At 70.8% G+C, this 22,279-nt stretch carries 21 protein-coding genes; 10 read left to right on the forward strand and 11 right to left on the reverse strand.

The genetic code is table 11. The features are described 5' to 3' along the window. Window positions 1-49 precede the first annotated feature (49 nt). The 9 genes from ACWIHY_RS24480 to ACWIHY_RS24520 form a co-directional block, all read right to left on the reverse strand. A complete protein-coding gene (locus tag ACWIHY_RS24480) occupies window positions 50-598 on the reverse strand; it encodes a CchlQ (RefSeq protein ID WP_454377805.1) in 549 nt (182 codons plus the stop codon). Window positions 599-818: 220 nt separating this feature from the next. Next, the gene (locus ACWIHY_RS24485; protein ID WP_454377806.1) at window positions 819-1,430 is read right to left on the reverse strand and encodes a TetR/AcrR family transcriptional regulator; all 612 of its coding nucleotides are present in this window, start codon (window positions 1,428-1,430) and stop codon (window positions 819-821) included. Between the two features lie 110 nt (window positions 1,431-1,540). Next, complete coding sequence (locus ACWIHY_RS24490; RefSeq protein WP_454377807.1) at window positions 1,541-2,449, reverse strand: 3-hydroxybutyryl-CoA dehydrogenase; 909 nt, start codon at window positions 2,447-2,449, stop codon at window positions 1,541-1,543. Between the two features lie 165 nt (window positions 2,450-2,614). After that, window positions 2,615-3,787 (reverse strand): acyl-CoA dehydrogenase family protein, encoded by a 1,173-nt coding sequence (locus tag ACWIHY_RS24495; protein WP_454377808.1) that lies wholly within the window; start codon window positions 3,785-3,787, stop codon window positions 2,615-2,617. 81 nt (window positions 3,788-3,868) lie between these two features. Then, a complete protein-coding gene (locus tag ACWIHY_RS24500; protein ID WP_454377809.1) occupies window positions 3,869-5,041 on the reverse strand; it encodes an acyl-CoA dehydrogenase family protein in 1,173 nt (390 codons plus the stop codon). A 70-nt stretch (window positions 5,042-5,111) separates the two neighbouring features. Next, window positions 5,112-7,184: an acetate--CoA ligase family protein gene (locus ACWIHY_RS24505; RefSeq protein ID WP_454377810.1), complete on the reverse strand. Its 2,073-nt coding sequence runs from the start codon at window positions 7,182-7,184 to the stop codon at window positions 5,112-5,114. 1 nt (window position 7,185) lies between these two features. Next, on the reverse strand, window positions 7,186-7,377 hold the full coding sequence (locus ACWIHY_RS24510; protein ID WP_454377811.1) for a ferredoxin: 192 nt from the start codon (window positions 7,375-7,377) through the stop codon (window positions 7,186-7,188). A gap of 23 nt (window positions 7,378-7,400) precedes the next feature. Next, the gene (locus ACWIHY_RS24515) at window positions 7,401-8,777 is read right to left on the reverse strand and encodes an NADH-ubiquinone oxidoreductase-F iron-sulfur binding region domain-containing protein (RefSeq protein ID WP_454377812.1); all 1,377 of its coding nucleotides are present in this window, start codon (window positions 8,775-8,777) and stop codon (window positions 7,401-7,403) included. Beyond that, window positions 8,774-9,184: a hypothetical protein gene (locus ACWIHY_RS24520; protein WP_454377813.1), complete on the reverse strand. Its 411-nt coding sequence runs from the start codon at window positions 9,182-9,184 to the stop codon at window positions 8,774-8,776. The genes ACWIHY_RS24515 and ACWIHY_RS24520 overlap by 4 nt, the downstream gene beginning before the upstream one ends. A gap of 351 nt (window positions 9,185-9,535) precedes the next feature. On the opposite strand from ACWIHY_RS24520, the gene ACWIHY_RS24525 reads away from it, so the two are divergent. The 7 genes from ACWIHY_RS24525 to ACWIHY_RS24555 all read left to right on the forward strand — a co-directional run bounded on the left by ACWIHY_RS24525 (window position 9,536) and on the right by ACWIHY_RS24555 (window position 18,025). Then, a complete protein-coding gene (locus tag ACWIHY_RS24525; protein WP_454377814.1) occupies window positions 9,536-10,783 on the forward strand; it encodes an aromatic ring-hydroxylating oxygenase subunit alpha in 1,248 nt (415 codons plus the stop codon). A gap of 363 nt (window positions 10,784-11,146) precedes the next feature. Beyond that, a complete protein-coding gene (locus ACWIHY_RS24530; protein ID WP_454377815.1) occupies window positions 11,147-12,289 on the forward strand; it encodes a polyamine ABC transporter substrate-binding protein in 1,143 nt (380 codons plus the stop codon). Between the two features lie 4 nt (window positions 12,290-12,293). Next, a complete protein-coding gene (locus ACWIHY_RS24535) occupies window positions 12,294-13,268 on the forward strand; it encodes an ABC transporter permease (RefSeq protein ID WP_454377816.1) in 975 nt (324 codons plus the stop codon). After that, window positions 13,265-14,113 carry an ABC transporter permease gene (locus ACWIHY_RS24540; protein ID WP_454377817.1) on the forward strand — a complete coding sequence of 283 codons (849 nt, stop codon included), beginning with the start codon at window positions 13,265-13,267 and terminating at the stop codon, window positions 14,111-14,113. The genes ACWIHY_RS24535 and ACWIHY_RS24540 overlap by 4 nt, the downstream gene beginning before the upstream one ends. A 4-nt stretch (window positions 14,114-14,117) precedes the next feature. Then, window positions 14,118-15,227: an ABC transporter ATP-binding protein gene (locus ACWIHY_RS24545; RefSeq protein ID WP_454377818.1), complete on the forward strand. Its 1,110-nt coding sequence runs from the start codon at window positions 14,118-14,120 to the stop codon at window positions 15,225-15,227. A 52-nt stretch (window positions 15,228-15,279) separates the two neighbouring features. Beyond that, window positions 15,280-16,620, forward strand: a complete 1,341-nt coding sequence (locus ACWIHY_RS24550; protein ID WP_454377819.1) for a flavin monoamine oxidase family protein — start codon at window positions 15,280-15,282, stop codon at window positions 16,618-16,620. Then, window positions 16,613-18,025 carry an aminobutyraldehyde dehydrogenase gene (locus ACWIHY_RS24555; protein ID WP_454377820.1) on the forward strand — a complete coding sequence of 471 codons (1,413 nt, stop codon included), beginning with the start codon at window positions 16,613-16,615 and terminating at the stop codon, window positions 18,023-18,025. Before ACWIHY_RS24550 ends, ACWIHY_RS24555 begins: the two co-directional genes overlap by 8 nt. 259 nt (window positions 18,026-18,284) lie before the next feature. Here the strand turns inward: ACWIHY_RS24555 and ACWIHY_RS24560 are convergent, their stop codons facing one another. Further along, window positions 18,285-19,238 (reverse strand): LysR family transcriptional regulator, encoded by a 954-nt coding sequence (locus tag ACWIHY_RS24560; protein ID WP_454377821.1) that lies wholly within the window; start codon window positions 19,236-19,238, stop codon window positions 18,285-18,287. 79 nt (window positions 19,239-19,317) lie between these two features. On the opposite strand from ACWIHY_RS24560, the gene ACWIHY_RS24565 reads away from it, so the two are divergent. The 3 genes from ACWIHY_RS24565 (at window position 19,318) to ACWIHY_RS24575 (ending at window position 22,132) form a co-directional block, all read left to right on the forward strand. Beyond that, complete coding sequence (locus ACWIHY_RS24565) at window positions 19,318-20,268, forward strand: EamA family transporter (RefSeq protein ID WP_454377822.1); 951 nt, start codon at window positions 19,318-19,320, stop codon at window positions 20,266-20,268. A 107-nt stretch (window positions 20,269-20,375) separates the two neighbouring features. Then, window positions 20,376-20,729: a VOC family protein gene (locus tag ACWIHY_RS24570; protein WP_454377823.1), complete on the forward strand. Its 354-nt coding sequence runs from the start codon at window positions 20,376-20,378 to the stop codon at window positions 20,727-20,729. Between the two features lie 449 nt (window positions 20,730-21,178). After that, a complete protein-coding gene (locus tag ACWIHY_RS24575) occupies window positions 21,179-22,132 on the forward strand; it encodes a tetratricopeptide repeat protein (protein WP_454377824.1) in 954 nt (317 codons plus the stop codon). A gap of 29 nt (window positions 22,133-22,161) precedes the next feature. Here ACWIHY_RS24575 and ACWIHY_RS24580 read toward each other — a convergent pair. Continuing rightward, the coding region (locus tag ACWIHY_RS24580) for an integrase core domain-containing protein (RefSeq protein WP_454377827.1) at window positions 22,162-22,279 on the reverse strand (118 nt) is incomplete at its 5' end.

The raw sequence follows: 22,279 nt of genomic DNA on the forward strand, positions 1-22,279 counted from the left end.
AGACGGGGCGGGTGCCGCAGTACCCCAGGGGAAGCGAGCAGGCCGTTGGTCACGTCGCGGCGACGACCGCTGCTTGGCACATCGGGCACCGGTCCTTGCCGTCCCACCGGTCCCATCCGAAAGCCGCGGGCGAGAGGGACGGGCCCTCCAGCTCCTTGCGCACGGCGACCCGGTAGGCCCAGACCGTGCCGATGTAGGGGTGGTAGGCGTCATGGAAGGCGGGTGATGTCAGCTCGGCGCCTGCCGCGACCGCGCGTTGAAGAGCGCGGAGCTGCTCGAACATCGCCTGCCCGGCACTGGCGACCGTGGTGGTCGCGTTGATGAACAGTCGTTCGCGCGCTTCGTAGATCGCGGCATCGCTCAGTGCCGCCCGGGTGGCCGTGTCCAGGTCAGGTTCTGTGCCGGGGGCCTGGGCGATCTGGCGCAACCGGGCGTGGCACGCCTCAGCGGCGGTGATGAACTCGATGTACACCGCCCGCCGCCGCTCCCCGACTCCCCGGTCGTCCTCATGGCGGTGGCGCAGGTGGTCAGCCAGTACGGTGCCAGAAATGGCAATGAACCCACCGCTGACCGTCGCGATGAGCGTCCCCCAGTCCACGTCAGCCCTCCCCGTAGTGATCACGACGTCGAAGTCTGGAATCTACGCGCAGCTTCCTCCGAAGAACAGAGGCCCGGCCCGCTTGGAGCGCACGGCCGTGATCAAGGGATACGACGATGCAGCCGTCCTCCGCAGATGAGTGAGCAGGCGAGGGACACGCGTCTTGCCGGTCCTGTCGCCCGAAGCGTCAGTTCACCACCAGGTGCCGTTCGGCGTGATCTCACACCTGAGGAAACTCCGGCGCGACCTTCAGCTCCCGGGCCGCCGTCGCCCAGATCACGGCCTGCGCCGACTTGACGGTGACCCGGGGGTCGCCCAGCATCAGCCGGATGCCGAAGCCGTCGCACAGCGCGAGCAGTGTGGTGCCGAGGGCGTCGACATCGCAGTCCGCGAACTCACCCGCGTCGATGCCACGGCTCAGGGCCTGGCCGACCCAGGCGTGCAGCTGGTCGTAGAGGTCCACCGCGAGGCGCTGCGCGGTCTCGTCGCGCAGCGCCCGCACCCACAGCTCCTGCCACAGCCGCCAGTCCTGCCGCAGCTCAGGGTCGGTCGGCAGGAGACTGTGCAGGATGCGGGCAAGGATGACGGAGGCGGGCACCGAGTCCGCGTCCCGTTCGAGTTCGGTGCCCGTGTGGGCGAAGGAGTGCGTCATCGCCTCGGCGAAGAGCTTCTCGCGGTTCTCGAAGTGGTAGTGGAGCAGAGCGGTCGACACCCCCGCGTGCTCCGCGACCATGCGCATACGGATCTTCTCGAAACCGACCTCGGCGATCACTTCGCACGCGGCGGCAAGGATCCGCTCGCGTGACTCGCGAGTGCGTTCGGCGCTGGACACGTGCGTGCTCCCCTGGTTGGTCGGTCGGTGCGGTGGCCGGGAGTGCGCCGGCCTCCGCCGTGTCCATCTTCCCGCATGGAACGGGCATGGGTCCGTGGGTGGCGGCGCGGTCAGTGGTACGTGTGGAAGCCGCGGCCCGATTTGCGCCCGAGCAGGCCCGCTTCGACCATGCGGGCCAGCAGCGGCGGCGGGGCGTAGAGGGGTTCCCGGAACTCGTCGTACATCGACTCGGCGATGGCCCGGGTGGTGTCGAGTCCGATGAGGTCGGTCAGCGCGAGCGGGCCGAGCGGGTGGGCGCAGCCGAGGGTCATCGCACGGTCGATGTCCGCGACCGACGCGGCTGCCGACTCGACCATGCGGACGGCCGCGAGCAGGTAGGGCACGAGGAGGGCGTTCACGACGAAGCCCGACCGGTCCGGGGCGCGTACGACCTGTTTGCCCAGCACGCCCGTCGCGAAGGCCTCGGCGCGCCGGACGGTGCTTTCGCCGGTGAGGAGCGACGGCACCAGTTCCACCAGCGGCAGAACCGGCACGGGGTTGAAGAAGTGCAGGCCCACGACCTGCTCCGGGCGGGAGGTGACGGCGGCGAGACGGATGACCGGGATGGAGGACGTGTTGGTCGCCAGAACCGCGTCCCGGCGCCGCACCACGGCGTCCAGCCGCGTGAACACTCCCACCTTGGTGGCTTCGTCCTCCGCGACTGCCTCGACGACGAAGTCCCGGTCCGCCAGCCGTTCCAGGGTGTCGGTGACGGTGATCCGGGCCAGTGCGGCGTCCCCGTCCGCCGCGGTGAGCCTGCCCGCGGCAACCGCGCGGGCGAGGGAGGCGGTGATACGGGACCGGCCGGCGTCCGCGGCGCCCGCCCCGGACTCGGCGACGACAACGTCGAGCCCGGCGCGGGCAGCCACCTCGGCGATGCCGGAACCCATGAGACCGCAGCCCACGACGCCGACCCGTTCGACGGTTGCCGCGCTCCCCGAATGCGGGAAGGCCCGTACCGCGGGCTTGGTCCCTGTCATGTGTTGCTCCTTCCGAGCGGACTACTGCCCCGGCCGGCCCGGGGAGGTGGGTTCGTCAGCGAGTGGCAGCCCCGGCGGCCTCCGCGTGCGCAGATGCGTGAGCGGGTGGCGGCCCCGGTGGGTCCGGGGCCGCCAGGGGCCAGGCCGGTCCGGGGCCGCCAGGGATCAGGCGGACGGCAGCTGGAGAACGCCCGTGCCGCGTTTGATGAGTTCGCCCGCGACGATCAGACGCTGGATCTCGGACGTCCCCTCCCAGATCCGGTCGACGCGCAGCTCTCGGTAGAGGCGCTCGACCGGGTAGGAACGGTCGTAGCCACGACCGCCGAAGAGCTGGACGCAGCGGTCGATGACGCGGCCGGACGCCTCGCTCGCCGCCAGCTTCACGATGGCCGCCTTGGCGTGCAGGGTCTTGCGGTCGACGGTGCCCTCGGTCACCTCCCAGGCGACCTGGTGGGTGTAGGCGCGGTTGACGGCGATGTCGACGGCGCAGTCCGCGAGCATGCCCTGGACGAGCTGGAAGTCGGCGATGGGCGAGCCGAACTGGCGCCGCTCGACGGCCCAGTCACGGGCCAGTTCCAGGGCGCGTTCCGCGGCGCCGATCGTGCGCGCACCGATCATGAGGCGTTCCTCGGTGAACCAGGAGCGGGTGATGTCGTAGCCCTGGCCGACGCCGCCGAGCACCGCGTCGGCCGGCACCCGCACGTCGGTGAACGTGAACTCGGGGTGCTCGTAGACGAAGGTGTGCATGAAACGCGGTACGCGCGTCATCTCGATGCCGGGGGTGTCCTTGTCGACGAGGAACAGCGTGGGTGCGCGCTCGTCGCCCGCCGCCGCCAGGACGATCATGAAGTCGGCATGGTCGCCGACGGTGACGAACCACTTCTCGCCGTTGAGGACCCACTGCCCGTCGGACGTCCGGGTCGCGGTCGTCATGAGGTTCTGCGGGTCGGAGCCGGCGCCCGGTTCCGTGACGGCGTAGCAGTCGCGGCGCTCGCCGCGGATGACGGGAACGAGGAAGCGTTCGCGCTGCTCGGGGGTGCAGAAGCGAAGGGCGTTGGCGGGACGCCAGACCATGTCCCACAGGGCGCCGGTGAGCCGGCCCAGCTCTTCCTGCACGACGGCCTGCTCGAAGATGGTGAGCCCGGCTCCGCCCCATTCGGCGGGCATGTTGACGGCCTGCAGGCCACTGTCGAGCACGGCGTCGCGGATCGCGGCGTGTGTCTGCGGGGGCAGGCCGTTGTTCTCCTCGCAGTCGAGTTCGTACGCCGTGATGACGTCGGTGAGGCTGCGGGCCGCGGCCTTGAGTTCCTGCTGGCGGGCGGTGAGGCGGAAGTCCATGGCGGTCCTCGGGGGTGCGTGGCGGGTGGCCGTGACGGGCGACGGGCGGGACGGTGACGGGGCGGAACAGTGGGGGGACGATCAGTGGCGCGGCAGGGCCAGGGCCCGGGTGCCGCGCTTGATCAGTTCGTTGGCGACGATCAGGCGCTGGATCTCGGAGGTGCCCTCCCAGATCCGGTCGACGCGCACCTCCCGGTAGAGGCGCTCGACCGGATGGGAACGGTCGTAGCCGCGGCCTCCGAAGATCTGCAGGCATCGGTCCACCACCCGGCCGGCCGCCTCGCTCGCCGCGAGCTTGGCCGTCGCGGCCTTGGCGTGCAGGGTCTTGCGGTCGGTGTCCGGCTGGTCCGCCTCCCAGGCGACCTGATGGGTGTAGGCGCGGTTGACGGCGATGTCGACGGCACAGTCGGCGAGCATGCCCTGGATCAACTGGAAGTCGGCGATCCGGGAGCCGAACTGGCGTCGTTCGAGAGCCCACTCACGGGCCAGCTCCAGGGCGCGTTCGGCGGCACCCGTGGTGCGGGCGGCGATCATGAGGCGTTCGTCGGTGAACCACTCCTTGGTGAGTTCGTAGCCGTTGCCGACACCGCCGAGCACGTCCTCGTCGGCGACGAACACGTCCTGGAAGACGAACTCGGGGTGCCCGTTGACCGCGGAGTGCATGAAGTGCGGTACGCGAGTCATCCGTACGCCGGGCGCCTGCTTGTCGACGAAGAACAGCGTCGGCTGCCTCTCCGGTCCCGCGTCGGCCTGCACCAGCAGGAAGTCGGCGATGTCGCCGCAGGTGACGAACCACTTCTCGCCGTTGAGCAGCCAGCCGCCGTCGACCCGGTCGGCGGTGCTGGTGCCGGAGCCGGGGTCCGATCCGGCGCCGGGCTCGGTGACGGCGAAGGCGTCGAAGCGCTCGCCGCGGATGACGGGCAGCAGGTACTTCTCGCGCTGTGCCTCGGTGCCGTACGCCAGCACGTTGGCCGGCCGCCAGGGAATGTCCCACAGGCAGTTGGTGACCTTGCCGAACTCCTCCTCGACGATCACTTGGTCGAGCAGGCTGAGCCCGGCGCCGCCCCACTCGGCGGGCATGTTGATCGCGTACACGCCGGCGTCGATGGCCTCGCGGGTCAGCGCGCGGACGGTGTCGGCCGGGAGCGGGCCGCCGGCCTCCTCCGACTCGTTCTCGTACTCCATCAGCCGCCGGGAGTAGGCGGCGGCGCGGGCCTTGAGGCCGGCTTGGTCGGGGGTGTAGCGGAAGTCCATGAGTGTCCTTCGGAACAGTCGGTGGGCCGAACGGGATGCAGGGGAACGGGGGGTGGACGGGAGCCCGGGCTCAGGCCAGTACGGCGCGGGCGTCCAGGGCGAGGGCGCCGTCGGGCCGGACGAGCAGGGGGTTGACCTCCAGTTCGGCGAACTCGGGGTGGGCGGCGGCGACTTCGGTGATGCGGGAGACGGCCTCGGCGGCCGCCGCCACATCGACGGCGGGGCGGCCACGGACACCCGCGAACAGCCCGGCGGTGCGCAGCCCGAGCAGCAGCCGCTCGGCGCGCGCCGGGGGGACCGGCGCCAGGGCGAACGCGACGTCGTGCAGGGTTTCGGTGAGGATGCCGCCGAGGCCGACCATCGCGACGGGGCCGAAGCGGGGGTCCCGGTTGACGCCGACTATCAGTTCGACGCCGTCGGTGAGGTCGGCCATGGCCTCGACGGAGTAGGCGGGTGCGCCGAGCCGGGCGTGCATGTCGCGGTAGGCGGCCAGGAGCGCGGCCCGGTCGGGCAGGCGCAGCGTGACACCGCCCGCGTCGGATTTGTGCAGCAGGTGCAGCGCCTTGAGGACGTACGGACCGTCGAACTCGGCAACAGCAGCAACCAGTTGGGCCTCGTCGGTGACCTCGCGGGCCGCCGGGAAGCGCACTCCCGCCGATGCGAGGAGGGCCCGTACCGCGTGGTAGCCGGGGTCGGTCACCGCTGTGGCGGGTGGCGGCAACGGGGGGATCCCGGGCGGCCCGGCGGCGTCCGTGACGGTGAGGGCGGCGAGGGCGCGGGCCGCGTCCTCGGTGGCGTCGAAGACGGGAATGCCGGCGTCGGTGAGGATCCGGCAGCTGGGCGAAGCGGGATACATGGACTGCGCGACCAGGGGCTTGGGGTGCTCGGAGTGTAGGAGGGCTATCTCCTGGGCGGCCTGCAACTCGCCCTCGGACAGGGCCGTTCCGCCGCCTCCCAGGCCGCCCACCGACGCCGCGTAGCCACCGAAGTAGCCCGTCATGAGAATCGTGTCGATCTCTTCGGCGGCCAGCAGGGCACCGACGGTGGTGGCGTACGACCGTGGGTCCTGCTCGCCCATGCCGGCCAGGTCCACGGGGTTGGCGACGGCCGACTGCTGCCACAGCAGGGCGCGCAGCCGGGTCTGGGCGGCCCCGCCGAGTTCGGGGACGTCGAGTCCGGCGGTCTCGGCCGCGTCGGCGGCGATCGCACCGTGGCCACCGCCGTCGGTGAAGACCGCGGTGCGTCGCCCGGCGCCGCGTCCCCGGGAACGGAGGGCGGCCAGTACGACCGCCATCTCCCGCGGGGTGGAGACCAGGTGGACGCCGGCGTCGCGGCAGGCGGCGGCGACGACGTCGGAGGAGGTGGTCAGGGCGCCGGTGTGCGACTGTGCGCTGCGGGCGGACGCGGTGCCGCGCCCGGCGGTCAGCAGGACGAGGGGCTTGCCCGCGGTCGCGGCGGCTTCCGCGAAGGCACGGCCGTCGCCGAAGTCCTCGGCGTAGACCGCGATGGCGGAGGTGTCGTCATGGCGTGCGCAGTCCCGGACGAGATCGACGAGTGTGATGTCGGCCTGATTGCCGAGGGACACGAACCGGGAGAAGCCGGCGCTGTGCGGGGCGAGCCGCAACTGAAGTTCGAGGGCGAGGTTGCCGCTCTGGCTGAGCAGCGCGATGCCACCGGGGGCGAACGTGTCGGACGCGAGGTACAGCTCGGTGGTGTTGTCCGCGATGCCGAGGCAGTTGGGGCCGATCAGGACGGCTCCGGCATCGCGGACGCGGGCGGTGACCGCATGCTGCCGGGCGAGGCCGGCAGCGCCGGTCTCGGCGAATCCGGCGGTGATGGCCACCAGCGCCCGGGCGCCGCAGGCGAGCGCGTCGTCGACGGCGGCCTCGAACCCGGCCCCCGGTACGGAGATCACGACCAGGTCGACCGGTTCACCGATGGCGGCGACGCTCGGAGCCGCTGTCCGCCCGAGTACGGTGCCGCCCTTACGGTTGACGAGGTGGACGGGGCGGCGCCCGGGAGCGCGCAGGGCCTGGGCGGCGATCGCGTGGCCGTACTTGGCGGGGTCGTCGCTGGCGCCGACCACGGCGACGGACATGGGGTCGAAGAGAGAGGTCAGGTCCCGGACCGGGGTGCGGGCCATGTCACTTCTCCAGCCGGAGAGCGGAGTTGGGGCAGCTGTCGGCGCAGGCGCGTGCGGCCTTCTCCTCGCCGGGCGGGACGTCGGCGGCGACGAGGGAGGCGTAGCCCCATTCGTCGAGTTCGATCCGGTCCGGGGCGTGTTCCTGGCACAGGCCGTAGCCCTGGCAGCGGGTGGAGTCCAGCAGAAGTTTCATGGCGGTCCTTTCGATGGTCCGTTTCAGGGGCGGACGGCCGGCGCGGGCGGGGGAGTGGTGGCGGGACAGAGGGCGTCCGGAACCTCGGGCACGGGGACGGTGAGGCGGTGGGCGGCCGCGGCAGGACGCGCGCCCGGTGTGCCGGTGGCCGCGGCGCAGGCGGGGCACGGCGCCGTGAGGTGGGCGGTGACGAGGGCGGGAAAGGAGCGCAGCAGGCTGCCCGCAGTACCGGCGGCCGCGTCGAGGAGTCCGCAGGCGCCGCGGCCCCGCAGCCCCCTGGACCAGCGCCCCAGCGCGGCGGGGACGTCATCTGCGGCGGCCCCGGCGGCCAAAGCTCGCAGGGCGTCGCGGATCGACCCCGAGCCGGCGACGCACACGCCGCACTGTCGGGCGCTCTCGGCTGCGAGGTGCGCGGCGGCGTCGGCGGCCGTGGTCACGGGGCAGTCGTACGGGCCGAGGAAGCGTACGGCGCCACAGCCCAGCGCGGTGCCCGCCTCGGCGAGGCGGCCGGGGTCGACTGGCAGGTCGAGCGACCGCCCGGCGACGAGGCCGCCGAACAGGCCTCCCATGAGCGCGGCGTGGATGTCCGCGCCGCCGTGGGCGAGCGCCAGGGCGCGCAGCGTGGTCCCGTACGGGACCTCAGTGAGCAGCGCGGGGGCGCCGGCTCCGGCGAGGGTCATCAGGGTGGCGTCCGCGATCCGGCGGCTCAGGTCCGGCCGGGCGGCGATGAGCGCGATGCGGGCGAGGGTCTCGACGTTGGCGACGAGAGTGGGCTCGTCGCCGACGCCCTTCTGGAAGGGGCGGGGCGGCTTGGCGAGCGGCAGGGCGGGGCCGCCGTTGATGCGGCGTACCACCGCGGTCTCCTCGCCGGCGACATAGGTGTGTTCGGTCTCGACGACGTCGACGGGCAGCGGCGGCGGATGCTCCCCGAGGGCCCGTCGTACGCGGACGGCCGCGACCGGGTCGGCGAGGTAGACGTACGCGCGCCGTGCGCCGACGGCGGCGGCGGCACGGGCCAGGCCGTCGAGTACGAGGTGGGGGCGGGCCCGGAGCAGCCAGCGGTCCTTGACGGAACCGGGCTCTCCTTCCTCGCCGTTGGCGACGACGACGGGTGCGCCGCCGGCGTCCCGCACGGCTGCCAGCTTGGTGGCGGCCGGGAAGCCGGCCCCGCCGCGTCCGCGCAGTCCGGCCGCGGCGATGTGCCCGAGGAGCTCGGCCGGCGTGGTGGCGGTGCCGTACCCGCCGTGGGCCGAATAGGTTTCCGCGTTCTCGAAGCGGTCGGGTGCCGGTCCGAGGACAGTGCCGGTGAAAGCGCCGGGTGCTTCGGGCCCGGTGGGGGTGGCGGGCATCAGGGACCGTACGGCGGTCCGCTGTGGTGCGAGGACTCGCGTCGTGGTCATGCGCGGCCTCCGGGGCGGGGAGCGACGGGGTGGTGGTCCGTGCCAGGGGTGGGCAGTCTGTGGAGCGCGGACTCCAGGGCCTGGCGCTGGCGGGCCGTACGGGCGTAGGCGGTGCCCGGGAGGCCGATGAGCATGCGGTGGTGGTCGAGGACCACCTCGGCGGCCAGCCGGGCCGCGCGGCGATCACCCGGCCGGGTGCCGTCCGCCACGCCGGTCACCAGGTCGGTGACCTCGGCGAGGTACTGGAGCCAGCTGCGCTCGGTGCCGTGCAGGATCAGCTTCTGTACGCGGCGCAGTTCGGCGCCGGTGGCCGCCGGCGGGCTGCGCAGCGCGGCCACGTTCGCGGGCAGTTCCCGTTCCGGCTCGGGTGTGAGGCCGAGCCAGACCAGACTCCGACGACCGCTCATGCGTGCCTCCGGGGGAGAGGTGTACGGGCCCGGCCGACGCCGGGAGTGAACCGGTGGGTGCCGGACCGGGTGGACACCGGATCCGGCCGGTGCCGAGACCACGGGTGGCGCGGAATCCCGGGCACCGACGGGATGAACAGGAGTGTGGAGAGGGGCCGTGAAGGGGCACGGCGAGGCCGGGCAGGGCACGCCCGGGGCGGGCCGCGTACGGCGGGCTGGGGCCGACGCGGCGACAGCTCAGAGGCTAACTAACTGATTAGTCAGCGCGCAACCCTTGACAGGGAACCGTCCGGTCCGCACGCTGACTAATCAATCAGTCAGCGTTGGTCCGCCTCACCTTGGAGTCAGCCGATGCAAGCGAAATCCCCTGCCCCCGCCACGACGGATGCCTCCGTCGCCCCACGGGCCCCTTCGTCGCCCACGGCCACCGGTTCGGCCCCGCCGTCGCCCACGATCACCGGTCCGGCCCCGCCCGATCCCGGCAAGGCCCTGGCCGCCCGCTATTACACGGACCCCGCCGTGGCCGCCGCCGAGAACCGGCACATCTTCGCCAAGTCCTGGCAGCTGGTGTGTCACGAATCGGATCTGCCGGGCCCGGGCGCCCGGCTCGCCGCGACCGCGGCGGGCCGCGAAGTCCTCGTCGTCCGCACCGAGAACGGCAGCCTCGCTGCTCACCTCAATGTCTGCCGGCACCGCGGCACCCGGCTGGTCTCGGAGCCCGAACCGGACGGCAAGGCCATTCGCTGCCCGTACCACGGCTGGACGTACAAGCTCGACGGCCGGCTCGTCGGCGCCCCCGAGGCCCGCCAGATCCCGTGCCTGGACAAACCCGGGCTGGGCCTGTTCCCGGTCCGCGTCGAGTCCTTCCTCGGCTTCGTCTTCGTCAACCATGATCCCGGCGCCGTACCGCTCGCCGAACAGTGCGCCGGGCTCGCCGAGGCCGTGGGGCACTACGCGGGAACCGACCTGGTGCCCGTCGGCCGCAGCCGGATCCACGACCTCGAAGGCGCGGAGGTCCAGCACGCCAACTGGAAGGTCGCCGTCGACAACTATCTGGAGGGCTACCACGTCCCGGTCGCGCATCCCGGCCTGATGCGGCTCCTCGACTACCAGGGCTACACCAGCGAGATCGACGAGTCCTACGTGCTGTTCGCCTCCCCGCTGCGCGACAAACCGTCCTCGAACTGGCCCGAGCGCCTCTACCAGCGCGTCGCCGCACCGATGCCCGGCCTGCGCGAGGCCGACCGCCGGGTTTGGCGGTACGCGGTGATCTATCCGAACACCCTCATCGACTTCTACCCCGACCATGTGCTTGCCTGGACCGCCATCCCCACGGATGTCGACCGCGTCGCCGTACCCGGCGCGTTCTACACCCGGCGCGGCACCTCGCTGCGGACCCGCGTCGCGCGGCGGCTCAACATCCATATCGGCTGGATCACCAACGACGAGGATGCGGAGCTCGTGGCCCGCGTACAGAAAGGACTCACCACCCCAGGGTTCGAACCCGGCCCGCTGTCCCGGCGCGAGTCGGCGGTCGGCTGGTTCGCCGGCCGGGTACGGGCGGACCTCACGGCCGGCTCCGACGGCGGGACGGCCTGAGCCGCGGGCCGCCCGCCAGTCCGCGGTGGCGGCCGGCCGGGCGCACCGGCACCCGCACCCGCCTCCACCCCCGCATCCCCACCCCACCCCACCCCGAAAACCCTCCCGCACGGCCCCCACCTCCGCTCCGCCATCACCGCACCCACCACCGAACCCTCCACCGCCCCACCCACCACCGCACAGGATTACGAGCCGCCCCCTCAACGGAACTCAACGGAACCGTCCCCTCAACGGCACCTTCCTCCGCAGACGCCGGCTCCCAGGTCCCGCACGGCCCACGCCGCCCCCGCGTGTGCGCACCGGGACCCCGCTCACCCCGAAACAGTCCGTCCCCCCGCACGGACCCCACGGAGAGGACCACTGATGTCCCCCGAGGCACGCCCCCTGTCCCGCCGTTCCTTCCTCCGCACCGGTTCCGCCACGGCCGTAGGGCTCGGTCTCGGCACCACCACGGCCGGCTGCGGGTTCACGTCCGCCACCCCGGCCTCCCAGGAGGCCGGCGAAGAGCCGGTCGAGATGAAGATCGACGGCGACCTCGTGTACTTCAACTGGGCCGACTTCGTCGACCCCGCCGTCTTCGCCGGATTCGAGAAGGAGTACGGCGTAAAGGTCGTGCAGTCGAACTTCGACTCCATGGAAGGCATGGCCGCCAAGCTCAACGCGGGCAACCGCTACGACATCATCTTCCCGACCGCCAAGTGGGCCCAGCGGCTGGCCGAGGGACACCGGCTGCGCCGCATCGACCACTCCCAGTTGCGCAACGCCGACGCCGTGCTCGCCCACTACGACTACTTCGCTGATCCCTGGTACGACCCCGGATCGCGGCACACACTGCCGTTCACCATGTACAAGACGGGCATCGGCTGGCGGAAGGACAAGATCGGCGGCGAGCTTTCCGGGTCCTGGGAAGACCTGTGGTCGCCGCGCGCCAAGGGGCGCGTCTTCGTGCTGGACGACCGTGACGAGGTCCTCGGCATGGCCGCGCTCAAGCTCGGCCTCGACGTCTCCACCGCCGATCCGGACGACCTCGGCGAGATCACCGCGACCCTGCGTACGCTCCGGCCGCGGCTGCGCGGCTTCTCCAGCGACAGCTACAACAACCTGCTCACCGGAAACGCCGTCATGACACAGGCCTGGAGCGGTGACATGGCCGCCATGCTCGACCAGGCGAAGGACCCGTCGGTGTTCGGATTCGAGGTCGCGAAGGAAGGAGCGCCGCTCAACTCCGACTGCTACGCCATCCCGTCCGACGCCCCCCACCCCGGAACTGCGATGCTGTTCATCGACTACATGCTCCGGCCCGAGAACGTCCGCAAGAACATCGAGTACATCGGATACCCGATGCCGGTCCGCGGTACGGAGGACACCTACTCCGCACTGGTCGAGCCCTTCCCCGAGTGTGTCGTCACCGCCGGCGATCTCAAGGACGACCTGTACTTCCGCAACGGCGACGCGCGGGGCGAACGGGCCCGCGACGCCGCCTGGACCCGTGTGAAAGCCGGCTGACGCCATGGCCCTTCAGAAGACCCCGGGCGCGGTGCGGCCCGGCCCCGACGAGCACGGCCCGCCACGCACGAAGGACGCGGACCTCAGGACCGGCGCCCCCGACGGACCGCCCGCCGCAGGCCGCCCCTCCGCATCGGGCAACCGGCTGTGGACCCTGCTGATGCTGCCGGGCACGCTGTGGATGGCCGCGTTCCTCGTCGGCTCCCTCGTCCTCGTAGCCACCCTGGCGTTCGGCACCACCGACCCGCTCGGCAACCCCCACTTCGGCTTCAATCCGGAGAACTTCACGGCACTGGCCGAACCCGCTTACCGGGCCGTGATGCTGCGCTCCCTCGGATACGCGCTGCTGACCTGCTTGATCTGTCTGCTGGTCGCCTATCCCGTCGCCTACGCCATCGCTCTGCACGGCGGACGCTTCAAGACACTCCTGATCGCCGCGATCGTCGTGCCCTTCTTCGCCAACTATCTGGTGCGCATGTACGGCTGGTCGGTGGTCCTGTCGGACGACGGGCCGCTGCTGAAGGCACTGCGCGCGATCGGAGTCGCCGACGACGACACGAAGATCCTCCAGACCGGGGTGGGGGTCGTGGCCGGGCTCGTCTACGGGTTCGTCGTCTTCATGATCATCCCGCTGTACGCCGCGCTGGAGCGCATGGACGTCTCCTTGATCGAAGCGGGACGCGACCTCTACGGAGGCCCGCTGCGGACCTTCTTCCACGTCACGGTGCCTGCCACGAGACAGGGCGCCGCCGCCGGCTGTGTCCTTGTCTTCCTGCCCGCCATGGGTGACTTCGTCAGTGCCCAGTTGATGGGAGGTCCCGACCAGATCATGATCGGCAACCTGATCCAGGACAAGTTCTTCCAGGGCCAGAACTGGCCGCTCGGCTCGGCGCTGACGATGCTGATGATGGCGGTGCTCTTCCTCGGCATGCTGGGCTACCTGCGGCGGGCGCGCAAGGACGAGGCGGCGGTCCGATGACGACCCGTTCCGCCGCCTCCCGGCGGACACGCCGGGGCACCGACCGCAAGCCGCGGTTCGCGATCGCCGTCACCGCCGCGTTCTTCGCGCTGCTGTACCTGCCCATCGGCGTGGTGGTGCTCTTCTCCTTCAACTCCCAGAAATCGCTGACCGTCTTCAAGGACTTCAGCCTCCGCTGGTACGGGGCGTTCTTCCGGGACCAGGTGCTGCTCGACTCGCTGGGCATGAGCCTGCGGGTGTCTCTGGTGGCGATGGCCGGCTCACTGGTCCTCGGCGTGACGCTCGCTCTCGGCCTCGTCCGCTGCCGGAGCCGCCTCGGCACCCTCGCCGGCCTGGTCATGCTCGTCCCGCTGATCACTCCGGAGATCGTCACGGGTGTGGCCGCGATGCTGCTCTTCAAGGGCATGGGGATCCCGCTTTCCACGGGCACGGTGATGCTGGCCGAGATCACCTTTTCGATCTCGTACGTGACCGTCGTCCTGCGGTCGCGGGTCGCGGCGCTGAACCCGGAGGTGGAGGAGGCCGCGATGGACCTCGGCGCGACGCGATGGCAGTCGCTGCGGCTCGTCACCCTCCCCGCACTGCTGCCCAGCATCATCGCGTCCGCCGTGCTGATCTTCGCGCTGGTCTTCGACGACTTCGTCCTCGCGTACTTCACGACCGGCGTCGATCCCCAGCCGCTGTCCGTACGCATCTACTCGGCCATCCGCTTCGGGGTGCAGCCGACCATCAACGCGGTCGGCACGCTGATGCTCGTCGGGTCGATCACCCTCATCGCCCTCGCACTGTTCATTCCGCGCCTGTTCGGCCGGCGCGGCGGCCTCGATCTCCTCTCCGGGAAGTGATCTCGTGACCACGACGACCACCAGCACCGCGGACACGACCGGCACGGGCAGCGCGCCCGCCGTCCGGCTCGACGGCGTCTGCAAGAGCTACGGCGACTCCTACGCCGTCCGGGACGTGTGCCTGGACATCGCGCCGGGCGAGTTCTTCTCGCTGCTGGGCCCGTCCGGCTGCGGCAAGACGACCTCGCTGCGGATGATCGGCGGGTTCACCGACCCGTCGGACGGCACGATCCGCCTAGGCGGCAAGGACGTCACCGCGTTGCCGCCGAACAAGCGGAACGTCAACACCGTCTTCCAGAGCTACGCCCTCTTCGACCATCTCTCGGTGGCCGACAACGTGGCCTTCGGCCTCAAACGCGCGGGCGTGGGCCGCGGCGAAATCCGCGAACGGGTCGGCGCCATGCTGGACCGGGTGCAGCTCGGGAGCCTCGCCGACCGCAAGCCCGCCACCCTGTCGGGCGGCCAGTGCCAGCGGGTGGCCCTGGCTCGGGCCCTGGTCAACCGGCCGCACGTACTGCTGCTCGACGAGCCGCTCGCGGCGCTGGACCTGAGGCTCCGCAAGCAGATGCAGGTCGAACTGAAGCAGATCCAGCGGGAGATCGGCATCACGTTCGTGTTCGTCACGCACGACCAGGACGAGGCACTGACGATGTCGGACCGGGTGGCCGTGATGAGCGAGGGCCGCGTGCAGCAGTGCGGCACACCCGAGGACGTGTACGAACGGCCGGCGAGCAGCTTCGTCGCCTCCTTCATGGGCACCTCCAATCTGGTGCCCGGCACGTACCGAGCCGGTTCGGTGCTCATGGACCAGGGCCCGGCGCTGCCCGTCGGACCTCGCCAAGGGATTGCCGAGAACAGTCGGGTGCAGCTCGCGATCCGGCCCGAGAAGATCTGGCTGTCCGACCTGGCGCCGGGGATGGCGCGGGTGAGCGGGGTCGTACGGGAGACCGTGTACTCGGGGCCGACCACGACGTATCTGATCCAGCTCGCGCCCGGAGTCACGGTGTCGGTGCTGGAGCAGAACACCGACCGTTCGCGGATGGAGGACCGCTGGAGCGGCGGTGAGCACGTGGAGATCGGCTGGCTGCCGGAGCACTGTCTGGTCCTCGAATGACGCCGCCCCTTCTTCCTCGAATCGAGTGGACCGAACGAAGGAACCCTTCTCCATGCAGCATGACGTGATCGTGCTCGGTGCCGGACTCGCCGGACTCGCGGCGGCACGGGACCTCGCGGCCGGCGGCGCCGACGTACTGGTCGTCGAGGCCCGTGACCGGGTCGGCGGCCGGGTCGAGCAGACGGCTCTCCCGGACGGCCGGCTCGTCCAGCTCGGTGGTGAAGTCGTCGGCCGCGCCCACACCGCCTATCTGACCCTGGCCGCCGAACTGGGCCTCACCCTGGTCGCCAGCTACGTCGCCGAGCCGGGCGTCATCGCCAGGGCCACGCCCGAGGGCGTCTCGGCGGGGGACCCGCCGCACTGGTTCGCCCCCGGCGACGACGCCTGCCGGCGCCGCCTCACCGCCGCGTTCGCCGCCCTCGCCCGAACCGTCGACCCGGGCGACCCCTGGAGCCACCCCGACGCCCCGGCCCTCGACCGGGTCTCCGTAGCCGACTGGCTGCGGGCCGAGGGCGCTTCCTCCGGCGTCGTACGCCTTTGGGAAATCGGCCAACTGGCGCTCGCCAGCGGGTCGTACGAGCGGACATCGCTGCTCTCCGAGCTCCGCAAGCACGCGGCCGTGCCTGGCGAAGACACCGGGTCCGCGCCGGGCCCGGCCGAGCACTACGACTACGAGGACTGGGAGGGCCTGCGGGTCGCGGAGGGATCGGCGACCGTGGCCCTGCGCATGGCGGACGGCCTGGGCGAGCGGGTCCGGCTCGGCTCTCCGGTCGAGGCTGTCGCAGTCCGCTCCGGCGGCTGCTCGGTACGGCTCGCCGACGGCGAGACCCTCACGGCGGGCGCCGTCGTCAGCGCGCTGCCTGTCGGCCCGCTCCGGTCCCTCGTCGTCAGCGGTGTGTCCGACGGCCGGCTGGCCTCATTGCACCGGCAACGGCAAGCGGTGGCCGCCAAGTTCGTCGCCGCGTACGCCAAGCCGTTCTGGCGCGACTCGGGGCGCAACGGGCTCTCCGAGTGCGAGGGCGTTCTCGGCAGCACCTGGCCGCAGAGCGAGGGCGTGCTGTCCTGTCTGGTCCCGCCCGAGCGGTACGGCGTACTGCTGGGCATGCCCGAGGAAGGCAGGGAGCGGGAGCTGCTGGCGGAGATCGCCCGCCTCTACGGCGACGAGGCACACCGGCCGGTCGGCAGCTGGGTCCGGATGTGGGGGACCGATCCGTGGACGCAGGGCTACGTCACCCAGTGGACGCCCGGCGACGTCATGGCCGTCGGGCCGCTCCACGGCACCCACGAACCGCCCTTCTACGTCTGCGGTTCGGACCAGTGGGTCGCCGGCTACATGGAGGGCGCGGTCCGCACCGGACGCGCGGCCGCGAAGGAGGCACTGCGCCGTGGCTGAGCGACGAGACCCCGCGGTGCACAACCACATCGGCGGCGACGACCGGCCCGCAGCGACGGGCGCGACCATGCGCCTGACCGATCCGGCGACCGGCACCTGCCACCGCACCGCACCGCTGTCAGGACCGGCGGACACCGACGCCGCCTGCGCGGCGGCCGTGTCGGCGTACGAGCGTTGGTCGGTGACGACACCGGCCGAACGGCAGAACGCGCTGCTGCGCATCGCCGACGCGCTGGAGGCACACGCCGACGAACTGGTCGCGGCCGAGACGGCGGACACCGGCAAACCGGCGGAGCTCTTCCGCCGTGACGAACTGCCCGCGATCGTCGACACCGTGCGCTTCTTCGCCGGAGCCGCACGTAACCTGCCCGGTGCCGCCGCCGGCGAGTACACCGAGGGGCGCACCTCGTTGCTGCGGCGCGAACCGGTCGGCGTCTGCGCCCAGATCACCCCCTGGAACTACCCGCTGATGATGGCGGTCTGGAAGGTCGCCCCGGCGATCGCCGCCGGCAACACGAGTGTCCTCAAACCGGCGGACACCACACCCTCTTCGTCCGCGCTGCTGGCCCGAATCGCGACGGAGCACCTCCCGCCGGGCGTGCTGAACGTGGTGTGCGGTGACCGTGACACCGGCCGGGCGCTCGTCGTGCACCCGGCGACCCGGTTGATCGCGGTGACCGGAAGCGTACGGGCGGGGCGCGAGATCGCCGCTGCCGCTGCCGCCGACCTGAAGCGCGTGCACCTGGAGCTCGGCGGGAACGCCCCGGTCGTCGTCCATGACGACGCCGATGTGGAGTCGACGGCCGCGCAGTTGGCGGCCGTCGCGTACTACAACGCGGGCCAGGACTGTACAGCGCCCGCACGGCTGCTGGTCCACGCGGACATCCACGACGCCTTTGTCGCGGCATTCGCCGCGCACGCGTCGGCGTTGCGGCCCGGCTGCGACTTCGGCCCGCTCAACAGCGCGGGCCAGCTCGCCGCCGTCGAGGGCCTGCTGAGCCGGCTGCCGCGCCGTGCGAACGTCTTGGCCGGCGGTGCGCGGACCGATGGGCCCGGCTACTTCCACGACGCGACGGTGGTCACCGGTGTGCGGCAGTACGACGAGATCGTGCAGGAGGAAACTTTCGGTCCGGTCGTGACTGTCCAGTCCTTCACCGACGAGCAGGAGGCGCTGCGCCTGGCGAACGATGTCCGCTACGGCCTCGCGGCGAGCGTCTGGACCGCCGACCACGACCGTGCCATGCGGGCGACGCGGGCGCTGCACACGGGCATCGTCTGGGTGAACACGCACGGAACGACGGTGTCGGAGATGCCGCACGGCGGGGTCAAGCACTCCGGCTACGGCAGCGACCTGTCGATGGCGGGCGTGCTGGACTACACACAGGTCAAACACGTGATGCTGTGAGGTGACTACGCCCGCCGCAGGCGCCCGCAGGTCGACATGCGGACGGCTTTCAGATCGCCGCCGCCCGTTCGTGGGAGCTGCCTCGGGCGCTCGAACACAGTTCTCGGCAGGCGCCGAAGTACGCAGCGAAGTGAGGATCGGTGCTCCCCGACGCCCAGTACCTGCTCTCGTCCACCATCGCGCCTACCTCGTTCCGGCCGCCACGCAGGTGCTCGGACTCCAGGTGCGGATGCACACGGCGCTCGGTACGACAGCCCGTCTACGTACTGTGTCTACTCCTGGTGGGGAAGGATCGGCGCTCAACGCGGTCCTTGGAGAGGGACGAAGTCACCGTGCCGGGCGTGGCCGGGATGTCGAGAAGGGTGAGGAAGGCGGTCGCCGCGGGCGTGCGGCTGTCGCGGCTCCAGATGACGTGTTCGACGCGGGCCGGCGCGTCAGTGACCTCGATGGTGGTGACGCCGGTGAGCTGACGCACGTAGGCGGAGGGGAGCATGGCGATGCCGAGGCCCTTCCCGACCAGCCGAGCCAGGAAGTCCGCGTTGGTCACCTCGAAGGCGACGTCGCGACTGAGACCAGCGGCCGAGAAGGCCTGGTCGGATTGGACACGCCCGGCGGTACCGGTCGGCAGGTCCACGAATACCTCGGAGGAAAGTATGCGCAGGTCGACCGCTGATCCTCCGGCGAGGGGGTGGTCCGGCGCGACCACGGCGACGAGTCGGTCTCGGGCGAGCTCGTGGGCGCCGACGCCTTGAGGTCGCGCTGTGGTCGGCAGCCCGAGGAAGGCCACGTCGACGGCCCCCTGCTTGACCTGCTCGACGAGTTCCTCGCTGGCGCCCACGCGCAGGCCGATGCGCACATCCGGGTACTGCTGGTGGAAGTCACGCAGAGCGCCCGGGATGTCGACCGCGGCGACGCTGGGGATCAGGCCCACGGCGAGCCGCCCGCGTACCTCACCGACAGCCGCGGCGACCTCGGCGGCTGCGCGGTCGGCGGCGTCCAGACACTGACGGGCGGAGGGGAGGAAGGCTGCACCGGCCGGGGTCAGCCGCACGCGGCGGCTGGTGCGCTCGAAGAGTCTCGCGCCCAGTTCCCGTTCCAGCCGGGCGACTTGATGGCTGAGGGCGGACTGGACAACCAGGCATCGTTCGGCGGCCCGGGTGAAGCTGTTCGTCTCGGCGACGGCGACGACGTAGCGCATCTGCTGGAGCTCCATGGATCCATCTTGTATCGAGATCGATGGGGTGACAAACATGTGTTGGACTCATTGATCGGTCCCGGATGAGACTGCGAGCATGACAAGTCCAGCAGCACCAAGGGTTTTCCACGGGCCAGGCATCGGTGTTCCGAGCAGCGGTGCTCCCCGTGGACGTCTGCCTCGCACGATCCTGACGGCGCTCCCTCCCGTGGCGTGGGGCACCACATATGTCGTCGCCACCGAGCTCCTCCCGCCGGGACACCCCCTGTTCGCGGGACTCCTGCGTGCGTTGCCCGCCGGCCTGATCGCGCTGGCGATCACCCGCACGTTGCCGCGGGGAGCGTGGTGGGGGAAAGCGGCGGTGCTCGGCGTGCTGAACATCGGGCTGCTCTTCCCCCTGCTGTTCATCGCGGCCGAACGCCTGCCGGGAGGCGTTGCCGCCACCCTGGCCGCGGCCCAGCCTCTCGTCGTCGCCCTCCTGGCCGTGGCGGTCCTCCGCGAAGGTCTGTCCGCCTGGCGCCTTGCTGGGGGACTGATCGGTGTGGTCGGCGTCGGCCTGGTGGTGATCGGGCCGAACGCGGCTCTCGACATCGTCGGAATCGTGGCGGGCCTCGGCAGCGCGGCCTCCATGGCGCTCGGCGTGACGCTCACCAAGCGCTGGGGACGCCCCGCCGATGCCAGTCCCGCCACTTTCGCCGGCTGGCAACTCACCGCAGGAGGACTGTTCCTGGTGCCTGTCACGTTTCTTGTCGAGGGGGCACCTCCCGCAATCGGCCTTCCCGCCGCCCTCGGCTACCTCTGGCTCGGTCTGGTGGGCGGTCTGCTCGCCTTCGTCCTGTGGTTCCGCGGCATCACCACGTTGCCCGTCACCTCTGTCGCGGTTCTCGTCCTGCTCTCGCCGCTGGTCGCCGCGGCTCTCGGCGCCGCCCTGCTCGGCCAGACACTCGGTCCGATCCAACTCGTAGGGTTCGGGCTCGCACTCGCCGCGATCGTCACGGGCCAGCTTCCCGCCCCCAGCCGTCGCACCCGCTCACGTGATGGAAGCTAGCAGGTACCCCATCTGGCCGGCGAAAACAGATGAGTTGGTCCGGTCAACACACTTTCCCCGAACTCAAGTGCCTGTTCCTGAAGCCCTGGCAGGTCTAAGCTCGGCGGATGACCTTGCAATGGGAACAGGTAGTCGTTCACTCGGTAGATCCGGTGGCCCTGGGCCAGTGGTGGGCCGAGGCTCTTGGTTGGGTTGTGGTCCACTCCTCTGATGAGGAGTTCGAGATCCGCCCGGAGCCGGATCGCCTGCCGGGGTTGGACTTCGTCCGGCTGGATGAGAGCAAGAAGGCCAAGAGCCGACTGCATCTCGACTTCAGACCTGATGACCAGGACGCCGAGGTGGCTCGTCTGGTGGCTCATGGCGCACAGCGTGTTGATATTGGCCAGGGTGATCAATCGTGGGTTGTATTGGCAGACCCCGAAGGTAACGAGTTCTGTGTCCTTGGCCAGCGACGTCAATGAGTGGCTGGTGTGATCCCGAACAAGTGCCTGGTGTTCACTCTCAGTCGTGTTGACGCCGGAGCACGAGGCGATGACTCGTCGGGTTGATTCTGGCGTGGGGCCCACTCTCTGCGTTCATCGGGCTGATCCCCATCGTCCCCATGCGTGCGACGGGCCCGGCGACGGACAGGCGCTCCTGGTCCCCTGCCCCGCCGGGCGCGCGGCTGAGCAAGAAGATCGCTCCCCAACGCCTGGCGGTACCGAAGACGAAGCCGCTACCCCGACGTGGACCGCCTCGCTGTGCCCGTCGATGGTTGTCCTGTCTACAACAAGGACTGCGGATAGCCTGGATGTGGGGATGTCTTCCTGGTCCGGAGTACGCCATGGTCAATCGGCGAAGGGAAAGCGAAACCGCACTCACGTCCGCGCTTCCCGCCCCGAGGCGGATCGCCTGGTGGGTGTGGAGCGGCGTGGGGACGGCCGTACTGCTCGGCCTCCTCACCTGGGCAGGGGAAGGTCACCCGGCCTGGACCGGCGGTGACTGGGGATGGGGTTTCACCGGCTGGGTGGCCCGGGTATGCGGCGGTCTCGGTCAAGTCTTTGACGCCGACGGCGGTCTCACCCTCGGCCAGAGGCTGGGGTTCTTCGCTGTGGCTCTGTTGGTCCTCTACCTGTACTGGCGGGCGACGCGGGCTTTCCTGGCCTACAAACCGGGCCCTGTCGACGTCCAGGAACTCATTGACGCCACACCGCCCGGACGCCTCGCGTCGCCGTCGGCCGGCGATCTCACCGCGGAGCTGCGTCAGCAATTGTCCGACTGCAGCATGTACGCACCGACCACGCTGCCCGCCGAGGCGCCGCCGATGAGTTTTCTCGAGCTGGTCGGCGATGTCGAGCTCGACCCCAAGACGCTGGGCACTGCCATACCGCGTCTGCTCAGCCGACTGCGGCCGAAGCTCGCGTACCGGGTCGGCGGCGTGCTCCGGATCCGGGAGCATGAGCCTGACTGCCTCGGTGTGACGGTGACCGTCACCGCGTATGTGTTCGGCGGGTCCCGTTCGACCACGTTGTGGGGGAGCGAATGGGGCGACGTCATCCACAAGGTCGGCTGCTGGGTGATCAGTTCGTTGCTGCCGGTCACCCGTGCGGGACGGCAGCCGCCGTGGCGCAAATGGTGGGGGCGGGAGCTCAATCCCGCACTGTACGAGGCGTACCAGAGCGCCAACGAGCTCAGCCGGGCCGGCCGCTATCACGAAGCGTTGTCACGCTATTACGAGGCAATCGCCTGCGATCCGGAGAATCCTTACCTCCGCAGCGAGTTGGCGGAGGTCCAGGAGAAAATGGGGCTGCACATCGACGCACTGGAGACGTGCCAGCGGGCCCTCACCCTCGATGGGCAGACCACCGCCCAGTACAACAAGTGAGGTTGATCCCGGGGAGTGGACACCGTGTTTCATGCGACGAGTGACAGCGTAGGTGTCGTGATCAGTTGTTGTTCAAACTCGGCTGGTGTGCGGTAGCCGAGCGCGGAGTGGCGGCGGCGCCGGTTGTAGTAGGAAAGCCAGCGGAAC

The sequence above is a fragment of the Streptomyces sp. NPDC055287 genome, from assembly GCF_053646035.1.